Below are 9,626 nucleotides of genomic sequence, written 5' to 3' on the forward strand. Positions count from 1 at the left end.
ATGTGCTGAACAGCGGCCGGACACTCGCGTATGGTTTAGGTATCTTCTTCGATATTCCTATTAAGAAAATGCGGACGGCGGTTTTGATTGACAGGAGCCACCATAAGTTTCCCATTTTCAGTGACTACTCTGGGTTGAAACTCTCCACCATCCTGAAAGAGCACGTAGAAGTCAACCTAACAGAATGCGATGGCGGCGAGGATGCCGCCTGGCTGATCTGATACTCCTAATATTTTATTTCACCGTTATCTTCAGCGTCATCCCCGGGCGGATTGTATTTCCCCTCAATGCGTTCGCTGTACGGATGCTGGATACCGTAGCGCCACGGTATTTCTGTGCAATGCCGGATAACGTATCGCCCTTTTTAACACGATAAGTAAGGTAAGTAGGGGCTGCTGCAGCTGTATTGTTCTGCTGATGCTGTTGGCCACTTGATAGTTTCAGCTGCTGGCCAGGCACGATCAGGTGTTGCTGGAGGTTATTCCAGGCACGGAGGTCCTGCACGGTAATATGGTACTTTTTAGCTATCTTTTCCAACGTCTCGCCCTTTTGCACCCGGTGCGTTGTCACTGTCACTGCCTTTCCAGCTGTATTTGAAGCATTGACAACCTGAAGCTGATTGGGTACGGGGGCGTTATTGAGTACCGCGTACAACGCCGGATAAGCCAACGGTTTTACTTCGGGCAGAATAAGTCGCTTTGGCGTCTCTGTCGAGCCGTTTACCATGCCCCGCTTATATGCGGGGTTCAATGTTGCAATAACATCTTCACCAATGTTTAGTGCCTGGGCTACACCTGCGAACGGAACGGTGCGCTGGACCCATACCGTCTCTGTATCCGGCAAAACTTCGGTTTCTGCTGCTGCAATTCCATTTTCTTCGTGATATTCCAGCATATAGGTCATGGCAATGAAAGCGGGGACATAATTGCGGGTTTCACGCGGTAAGTACGGACTGATTGCCCAATAGTCGGGATTATCAATCCCCGAACGACGGATGGCGCGCAGTACATTACCTGTTCCGCAATTATATGCCGCAATAGCCATGAGCCAATCGCCGAATTGATCGTATGCGTCTAAGAGGTGCGCTGCAGCGGCATGGCTGGCTGCTATTGGGTCCTTCCGTTCATCAACATAACTGTCGATGGTGAGCCCGTACATACGGGCCGTGGAAAACATAAATTGCCATAGCCCTGTTGCCCCGACACGTGATACGGCGTGCGGATTTAATGCCGATTCCACAATGGATAAGTATTTTATTTCTTCAGGCACACCCGCTTCCGCAAATATCCGCTCATAAATGGGAAAATAGTACTGGCCCAATCCCATCATACGGGAAAGATACCGCTTATACCGATCGGTGCTGTACACATCAATGTAAGACTGTACCTGCTCATTATAATTCAGCGGAACTTCTTTTTGCACGTAGGCCAGCCGGCCTTCGACGGTAGTGGGAACCAGTTCCAGCATGGGTGAAGAAACCAGGTCATCGTTGAGATGTACAAAATTAATGCTATCCCCGATCAGGTCGAGGCGCGAGTTGATTCGATCGTCAACCGCTTCGTCCGCCAAGGAATCAATGGGAGTTGGTGTAATGGTGCGGCTTTCTGCCTGGGCTGCGTGAATGTACAACAAACTACACGCAGTTAGTACCGGAATCACTTTCTTTATCATGTTATCGTCCGTAAGTGTTTAGGCGATCCCATAAAAAGCTTGCTGGCTGAAGCATTTATGTTGATCAGCATATACTTGGCATTGTGTCCATAACTTACCTACTAAGAACGCCGGGATTACTTTTTTATTATGTAACAGTTAACAAAAAGAACTGATACCTACCTAAAAACAGAAAGACTTTATACCGGTTTGGAGTTACCGACATAAAGTCTCCAATAATGCAATGTATTGTCTAAGCCAACGCTTTTATTGCTTTTCTTCTTTCAATTCTTCTTTGGGAGCCTCTTTTTGCCCTTCTTTAAACTCGCGTATACCGCGTCCCATACCACGCATTAATTCCGGAATCTTACGGCCGCCGAAAAGCAGCAGCAGTGCCAAAACAATCAGAATAATTTCCTGCGCACCAAGGAATAACAACACTGAATCTAACATAATATCTGTTTTAATTTATAAAAATCCTGTCAGCGGATACCCAATTATCACACATGGGCAATTCACAAATGTAAATATAATATTTTTATTTATATAAATTTATGAAAAATGTGACAAAGCGACTGGACTATTTTGCGAGCCAAGGCTCCGGATTTATTGGCGCCGCACCTTCCCATAATTCGAAGTGGACTTCCGATGTCCCGTCATTCGGATCAACCAGCGCTTCGCCCAACGTTTGTCCGGCCTCGACCTTCTGCCCTTTCTTCACCGTTGAGTTCCGTAGGTTCTGGTAAATGGTAAAATACTTTCCATGTGAAATAACCACCGCATAATTACCCTGCGGATTTACCACAGTTAACACTGTTCCACTGAAAATAGCCTTAACGGGACTGCCATTGGTTGTCCGGATATTGATCCCGGTATTATTGACGGTAACGTTTCTTCCATAAGTATGCCGGCCAAAACCCTGAGTGATGATCCCCTGCGTAACCGGCCAGGGTAGCCGTCCACGGTTGCCTGCAAAATCAGCAGAAAGTTTGGCCGCCGCAGGTGTTGCAGCGAGCACTTCCGTATCACTCTTGCGCGTAACCGGATTCTCAGCTTCCACTTCTTTTACTGTTCTCCCCGACCGTTCCGCTTCGAGGGCAATCGCCGCGCGACGCGCCTCTTCCTCCAGTCGCCGCTGCTCTTCAATTTCCCGGCGGATAGCCGACTGTATTGCCCTGGCGAGGCGGGCATCTTCCTGCTGCTTCTTTTGCAGCTCCTGCTTGAATTGTTTTTCCTGTTGGGTAAGCGCGCTCAATACCTGCGATTGCTTGCCCTGTTCCGTTGATATCGTTTTGCGCTCCTGCTGTTGCTCCGCAAGCAACGTTGCCTGTTCTTTTTTGCTGGATTCCAACTGCGCAACCTTTAACGCGATTTCCTTTTGTGTGTCTTCGATCTCTTTGGCACGTTCCTTACGCGATTCATTAAACTGCTGCAGGTACTTCACCCGTTTGAATGCTTGGTTGAAGTCTTTAGAAGCGAAAATAAACATCATTTTGTTGTAGGCATTCCGATTCCTGAAGGCAAACAGGATCATGCCTTCGTAATCCTTACGGAGTTTGGCTAACTGGTTCCGCAGGTTCTGAATGGTTTTGTTGTGGGATGCAATCTGATTGTTGATCAACCGTATTTCGCTGCTGATGGTGCTTATTTTCTGTTCCCGGAGGCGCAATTGTGCATTCAGGGCATTGACTTGCTTAAGCGACAGGCTCCGGTCGCTGGAAGTATGCCTAAGGCTCTGGTTAAGCTGTTCGATTTCGCGGTTTAACCGCTCCCGCTGCTTCTTGAGTTCGGCACTGCTTTGTGCCTGGCAATTGATTACTACCAGAAAAAAAGCCGCAATACTTAAAATGCCTCTAATAAACTTCATCAATTCACGTTGCTTTTACGATGTTGTAAAACAGGAACGCCCACGCTATTTTGCTAATCGGTATTTTGCCGATTATTGTCTGCGAAAGTAATAAAACCACCTCGATAAACCATACCATCCTGTAATTATTGAATTTCTTTATAGGATGCGGGTATACCGAAAGGGAATTCCACTGCCTCGTCGTAGGCCACCCGGTTATAATTCATACTGGCTTGTATATCCCATCGGCCAGCCCGGATGGAGAGAGCCGTTTCAAACGGAAACAGTCGACCATTGACAGCCTGATAACCTGCATATGCTGCCTCTAAGCGCTGCGCTTCGGTATTTTCCAATAGGACGGTAACCGGTCGGTAACCGGTGTTCAGCGCGATCCAGTACGATAGCCCACCGTCCAATGCATCGCTGCTTAAAATATTTCCTGCTTCCATCGCGGACACCTCCGCATCCCGGCTAACTGCCTGGTCGATAACATTGCCGGTCAGTAACGCCTGAAAGCTTGAAAAATCCAGATCGCTGCCTGTGAATGAATACACCGAATCAAGCGGTGCAGTAAAATACTCGCTGCGCAGCCGGTTAATCATCTTTACACTATCGGGTGTGATGAGCACCCTCCCGGCCTCAATCCCCATCAGGGCAGTTATTGAAATCCAGATCGCCTTATCCCGCTCAATACGGACATTAGCCGTTACATCGTACGTTTCCTTGCCATTCATGGTAATCCGGCTTTTTGCGCGTCCGCTGAACGTCGTGTAATAGGTACGGTGCTGGACTACTTCATTGATAATGTGCGTCCGTTCAGCCCTTGATACTATTTTCGCCGTTTCCCCGGTAGGTGAAACCAATGCTTTTCGGGATGCACATGAAAGGGTAAAACTGCCCGATAAGACAACCATAAAAAGACAGATTTTATTCAACATACTGCCGTTCATTGATCTTCTTTGTTAATTTATCAATATCCTTGCCAAGGGCTTTGGCGGCGTCTCTGGCTTTTTTCCACTGTATTACCGCCTCCGGTATATCGCCAGATTGGGCCAGAATGTCTCCATAGTGCTCAAGCAGGGTATCCGATACCGTATTGCTGTGTCCAATTGCCTTTTTTATCCAGGTTAATGCCGCTTCATAATTTCCTTGTTGAAACAGTACCCAGGCATATGTATCTTCATAAGAGGCGAAATCAGGCTCCAGTTCATTTGATTTTTTTGACATTTCCGCAGCCCGCTGCAGGTTTTCCTTGCGTAGCGCCAGGTAATAAGCATAATTGTTTAGCGCATAAGCATTGGTGCTGTCCGCCGCAATGGCTTCCTCGTAAGCCACGTCTGACTCGGCGTACATGTCCAGGGCATGGTAAATATCACCAAGGCTGCTGTATAATTGGGTCAGCAACGGCACATTATTCTCATCCGCTGAATTCAATGCCGTTTCAAAATAGGACCGCGCTTCCTCATACCGCTTACTCCCCAAAAAACCATGCCCTGTGAAAAACAGGAGCAGCGTATTATTGGGGAACAGGGAAAGGGCTTCTTTGCCATGGGTTGCGACGTCGTCATACCGTCCAAGCTGCAATTCTGTCTGCAAAAGCTGTGGCCAAATCCCCTCAATGTAACGATTAATATCCAAGGCTTTTAAATAGGCTTCCCGTGCATTTTGAGGTTGACCCACCTGCAGGTAAATATCTCCCCGTACGGCATGCGCCTTTGTTTCCCTGGGATACACTTCCACGAGGAGGTCAGCCAGTCCTGTCAGGGCTTCCGTCCCTGGCGACCGCTTGGGATTACCGGCAGCTGTATACAATACACCTGCTTTGGTGTCGATATCCAGGGCATCGCTGGAAAAGGCCTGTTGAAGCAGGCTATAAGCCTGTTTTTGTCGCCCCATTGCCAGGGAGGCATCCGATTTTGCAAGCAGAATCAATGGATCATCGGGAAAGGTTTTACCGGCATCATCAAGCAATGCGAGCGCCTTTTTTGCATTGTCGGCACCGGTATATAAATCGGCCAGTAGGACATATCCCTTGCTGCTTGCTGGTTTCGTGGCAATCAGTGCTTCCAGCTCTGCAGTGGCTGAACGGCGATCACCTCGGGCGAGATAAACTTGGTGGCGGATGATATAGAGGTCTTCCGTTTTACCGAATTTCCCTGCAATCTCGTCATACGCAGTTAAAGCCGCATCGTATTGCTTATCGAGATACAGTGCATACGCCTTATCGTAATAGTTGGATTCTTCCTGCGGCTCAAGGCGGATAAGCTCACCGAAAACCCCTGCTATTTTTTTAAAATTGGCTGTCTTTTTATAAACGTCAAGCAGGACCTTCCAATACCACTGGTTATCGGGATCCAGTGTAGTAGCCCGCACGGCGGATTCTTCAGCCGATGCGTAGTCTTCCTTTTCGAAATGTATTCGGGCCAATTCAAAATGTGCGGCATGACTATCCGGCTGTAAGGCGATCACTTTATCAAAAGTCCGCTCAGCAGCGGTTAGCTGTCCTGATGCCTTTTGCTGAACACCCTGTAAATACAATTCCTTGATCAGCAGACTATCGCCGGCATTCAATACCCGGGGCATAAGTGCGGCGTGCTCCTGTGCAGCAACCGGACGGGCCCATACACCGATACATATACAGCAGATCAGAAAAGCACAGCAGTACCATTTTATTCTCATTAGTATAACTATTAATTTATGTCTGCTTTCTTTGGCATCAATGAATGCTTTGCAGTTTGTATATCGATCTGTTTTTACCGTCCAGCGGCATCAATGGAATCGTTATGTTAAGTTCTATCGATGATGAAGCCTACTGCGGCCTTTCTTAGCAGATTCATCATCAGTTGTAACCAGCTATCGTCCTATCAGCGGGCGTCCGTCGTCCTGCTGTCTTCATTTAAAACAGCGGTAATGAATGGTTTCCCACGCCTCCAAATGTACATAAGCAAATTCTATTTACGCGAATACACATTATATTATTCGTTAAAAAAACAGGTAACGAAAACCGGTTTTGAAAAATCAATTTATTTCTTGTACCTTTGCAGTCCCTTAAAAACTAAGGATATAATATATCATTTAATTAACATTAAAGCAAGTGAATACGTTAAGTTACAAAACTGTCTCTGCCAACAAAACCACCGTTAACAAACAATGGATTGTTGTTGACGCTGAGGGCGAGATTTTGGGGCGCTTGTCATCCCAGATTGCCAAGGTAATCCGTGGCAAGCACAAGCCTTCGTACACCCCACACGTAGACTGCGGCGATAACGTCATCGTGATCAACGCAGACAAAGTTCGGCTAACTGGCAACAAATTGGATGACAAGGTGTACCAACGGTATACCGGTTATCCGGGTGGCCAGCGTTTTGAGTCTCCAAAGCAGTTATTGGCCAAACATCCCCATCGCATTGTAGAAAAAGCGGTACGGGGCATGTTGCCCAAAAACCGTTTGGGACGCGCATTGTTCAAGAACCTGTATGTCTACGCTGGAAGCGAGCATCCGCATGCGGCCCAAAATCCAAAAACTGTTAAATTCTAAGGAGAACGAACATGTCAACAACAAACACTTCAGGAAGAAGAAAAACAGCAGTTGCCCGCATTTATCTGACTGCAGGCAACGGCAACATAACCGTAAACGGTAAAGATTATAAAACATATTTCCCTACATTGCCCTTGCAATACATCGTTACCCAAAGCACAGAAATTGCTGGTGCGTCCGGCAACTATGATGTAAAAGTTAACGTAGCGGGTGGCGGTATCAAAGGACAGGCTGAGGCCATTCGTCTAGCGATATCGAAGGCGCTCATTGAGCTCAACCCGGAAGTGAAACCTGCATTGCGTGCAAAAGGATTGGTAACACGTGACGACCGGATGGTTGAACGTAAAAAACCGGGCCGCCGCAAAGCACGCAGGAAATTTCAATTTAGCAAACGTTAATTTTTTAAGGAGAATCAGAACATGGCAAGAGCAACATATCAGGAATTACTGGATGCCGGTGTACATTTTGGCCACCTTACCCGTAAATGGGACCCGAAAATGGCCAAATACATTTTCATGGAACGGAATGGCATCCATATTATTGATTTGAATAAAACGCTGACTAAGCTGGAGGAAGCTGCGTCCGCTATCAAGCAAATCGTTAAATCAGGCCGGAAAGTTTTATTCGTAGCAACGAAAAAACAGGCAAAGGAAATTATTTCGGAGCAGGCAAAGGCTGTGAACATGCCCTTTGTCACCGAGCGGTGGTTGGGCGGTATGCTTACCAATTTTGCTACGGTACGCAAATCCATCAAAAAGATGGCAAATATCGACAAGATGACCAAAGACGGCACTTACGATGTTTTGTCTAAGAAAGAGAAGCTGATGATTCAGCGTGAGCGTATCAAATTGGAAAGCCTATTGGGCGGTATTGCTGACCTGAACCGGTTACCAGCTGCGCTTTTCATCATTGATGTCAAAAAAGAGCACATCGCAGTAAGTGAGGCATTGAAATTGAACATCCCTACTTTTGCGATGGTGGATACCAACTCGGATCCGACCCACATCGACTTCCCGATCCCTTCCAATGATGACGCAACCAAATCCATCAGCCTCATCAGCGCGATTATCGGCAAAGCTATTCAGGAAGGCCTTGAAGAGCGGAAACGTGACAAGGAAGAAGAAGCGGAAAAAGAAGCCGCTGCCGCCAAGGCAAAAATTGACAATGGTGAAGAAGGGGAAGCCGAGATAGAAGTAAAAGAAGCAAAGACGGACGCCGACACTTCAGGCAAACGCCCGCGCAAGGCAAAAGCGGAGGCTGCGGCCGAAGCGGATGCATCAAAAGACGAAGAATAATCTGCTTTCAGAAGCCGGATGGTAAACAGTAGGTTTCGGAAGCATTATTTTTCCGTTAACCCGCATTGCCATCCGGTTTTTGTTTTAAGTTTTTCGCCACCTTTGCAGCGTGGCGCACATTTGTAAATACACATAAGGAAAAATAACATGTCCACAGTACAAATCTCAGCATCTGATGTAAATAAGCTGCGTCAACAAACCGGCGCAGGAATGATGGATTGTAAAAAAGCGTTGACGGAAGCAAACGGTGATTTTGAAGCCGCTATTGATTACCTGCGAAAAAAAGGCGCTAAGGTAGCTGCGAGCCGTCAGGACCGCGACTCCAATGAAGGGGTTGTAATCGCTAAAACTACCGCCGATAGTAAGAAAGGTGTAATTATTGAATTGAATTGCGAAACGGACTTCGTTGCTAAAAACAATGATTTCATTGCTTTTGCACAGCAGATTGCGGATGTAGCAATTGAACATGCACCGGATTCATTGGAAGCCCTGAAAGCACTGTCCATTGACGGGGTAAAGATTTCGGACTTATTGCTCGATCAAACGGGCAAAATCGGCGAAAAGATCGACATTTCGAAATACGAAACTATTGCAGCCGAAAACGTGGTTGCCTATATCCATGGAAACTACCGTTTGGGTGTATTGGTTGGACTTAGCCATGCCGTTAACGGTGCGGAAGAAGCCGGCAGGGACGTTGCTATGCAAATTGCAGCCATGAATCCAGTAGCTATTGACAAGGGAGACGTGGATGCTTCCACAATCCAGCGCGAACTGGATATTGCCAAAGAGCAAATCCGTGCTGAAGGCAAGCCCGAAGAAATGGTAGAGAAAATAGCACAGGGAAAACTGAACAAATTTTATAAAGAATCGACACTGCTCAACCAGGAATTCGTAAAGGATTCGTCCAAGAATATTGCACAGTTCCTTGATGGTGTTTCCAAAGGTTTAACGGTTACTGTTTTCAAAAGAGTGCAATTAGGCGCTTAATAAAACTAAGCACCCATTCCTTATTTATCAGGCCCGGTTTTCATGAAAATCGGGCCTTGTATTTTTAAACAACTTAGACCGCGTCGGATTGGCATAATATAGCCCCTGTACGATCGTTTTATATCCCGCTAGGCGGCCGGAAGTGATAATGGGTAAAGAAGAACTTCACAGGAGCAGAACCGCGCAGTGGTCGCCATAGCGGCAAGCGGATTATTCTTACCGTTTTCGCGTCTTGAAAACATCGGCCACAAAACTCATTTAAACAAAAAAACCGATGCCATATTAGCACCGGTTCCGTAGCGGGGAGCAG

9 protein-coding genes and 1 pseudogene are annotated in these 9,626 nt (G+C 46.9%); 5 read left to right on the forward strand and 5 right to left on the reverse strand.

The window, feature by feature from the left end; translation table 11 throughout:
- Positions 1–221: pseudogene (locus tag ABWO75_RS12435) on the forward strand (phosphoribosyltransferase); the annotation flags it as partial.
- A 13-nt stretch (positions 222–234) separates the two neighbouring features.
- On the opposite strand, the gene ABWO75_RS12440 reads toward ABWO75_RS12435, so the two are convergent.
- From ABWO75_RS12440 to ABWO75_RS12460, 5 genes are all read right to left on the reverse strand, one after another.
- Entirely contained in the window at positions 235–1,671 is a 1,437-nt protein-coding gene (locus ABWO75_RS12440; protein WP_353186005.1) for a lytic transglycosylase domain-containing protein, read from the reverse strand.
- Between the two features lie 246 nt (positions 1,672–1,917).
- Positions 1,918–2,103, reverse strand: coding sequence for a twin-arginine translocase TatA/TatE family subunit (gene tatA / locus ABWO75_RS12445; protein WP_257658280.1), 186 nt, complete (start codon positions 2,101–2,103; stop codon positions 1,918–1,920).
- Positions 2,104–2,230: 127 nt separating this feature from the next.
- A complete protein-coding gene (locus ABWO75_RS12450) occupies positions 2,231–3,517 on the reverse strand; it encodes a murein hydrolase activator EnvC family protein (RefSeq protein ID WP_353186008.1) in 1,287 nt (428 codons plus the stop codon).
- Positions 3,518–3,642: 125 nt separating this feature from the next.
- Positions 3,643–4,434, reverse strand: a complete 792-nt coding sequence (gene lolB1 / locus ABWO75_RS12455) for a lipoprotein insertase outer membrane protein LolB1 (protein WP_353186010.1) — start codon at positions 4,432–4,434, stop codon at positions 3,643–3,645.
- The gene (locus ABWO75_RS12460; RefSeq protein ID WP_353186012.1) at positions 4,424–6,175 is read right to left on the reverse strand and encodes a tetratricopeptide repeat protein; all 1,752 of its coding nucleotides are present in this window, start codon (positions 6,173–6,175) and stop codon (positions 4,424–4,426) included. The genes lolB1 and ABWO75_RS12460 overlap by 11 nt, the downstream gene beginning before the upstream one ends.
- A gap of 415 nt (positions 6,176–6,590) precedes the next feature.
- Between ABWO75_RS12460 and rplM the strand changes: the two genes are divergently transcribed.
- The 4 genes from rplM (at position 6,591) to tsf (ending at position 9,316) form a co-directional block, all read left to right on the forward strand.
- Positions 6,591–7,034, forward strand: a complete 444-nt coding sequence (rplM, locus tag ABWO75_RS12465) for a 50S ribosomal protein L13 (protein WP_257658283.1) — start codon at positions 6,591–6,593, stop codon at positions 7,032–7,034.
- Positions 7,035–7,045: 11 nt separating this feature from the next.
- The gene (rpsI, locus tag ABWO75_RS12470) at positions 7,046–7,432 is read left to right on the forward strand and encodes a 30S ribosomal protein S9 (protein ID WP_257658284.1); all 387 of its coding nucleotides are present in this window, start codon (positions 7,046–7,048) and stop codon (positions 7,430–7,432) included.
- A 21-nt stretch (positions 7,433–7,453) separates the two neighbouring features.
- Positions 7,454–8,329, forward strand: coding sequence for a 30S ribosomal protein S2 (gene rpsB, locus ABWO75_RS12475; protein ID WP_353186015.1), 876 nt, complete (start codon positions 7,454–7,456; stop codon positions 8,327–8,329).
- A 147-nt stretch (positions 8,330–8,476) separates the two neighbouring features.
- Entirely contained in the window at positions 8,477–9,316 is an 840-nt protein-coding gene (tsf, locus tag ABWO75_RS12480; RefSeq protein ID WP_353186017.1) for a translation elongation factor Ts, read from the forward strand.
- The last annotated feature ends 310 nt before the right edge of the window (positions 9,317–9,626 follow it).

It is taken from the genome of Parapedobacter lycopersici (assembly GCF_040395035.1).
Classification (GTDB): domain Bacteria; phylum Bacteroidota; class Bacteroidia; order Sphingobacteriales; family Sphingobacteriaceae; genus Parapedobacter; species Parapedobacter lycopersici_A.

Bases quoted from the DNA above. Each gene is read 5' to 3' on its own strand.
- ABWO75_RS12460 (WP_353186012.1), bottom strand. From the start codon at position 6,175: ATGAGAATAAAATGGTACTGCTGTGCTTTTCTGATCTGCTGTATATGT.
- ABWO75_RS12450 (WP_353186008.1), bottom strand. From the start codon at position 3,517: ATGAAGTTTATTAGAGGCATTTTAAGTATTGCGGCTTTTTTTCTGGTA.
- tatA (WP_257658280.1), bottom strand. From the start codon at position 2,103: ATGTTAGATTCAGTGTTGTTATTCCTTGGTGCGCAGGAAATTATTCTG.
- rpsI (WP_257658284.1), top strand. From the start codon at position 7,046: ATGTCAACAACAAACACTTCAGGAAGAAGAAAAACAGCAGTTGCCCGC.
- tsf (WP_353186017.1), top strand. From the start codon at position 8,477: ATGTCCACAGTACAAATCTCAGCATCTGATGTAAATAAGCTGCGTCAA.
- lolB1 (WP_353186010.1), bottom strand. From the start codon at position 4,434: ATGTTGAATAAAATCTGTCTTTTTATGGTTGTCTTATCGGGCAGTTTT.
- ABWO75_RS12440 (WP_353186005.1), bottom strand. From the start codon at position 1,671: ATGATAAAGAAAGTGATTCCGGTACTAACTGCGTGTAGTTTGTTGTAC.
- rpsB (WP_353186015.1), top strand. From the start codon at position 7,454: ATGGCAAGAGCAACATATCAGGAATTACTGGATGCCGGTGTACATTTT.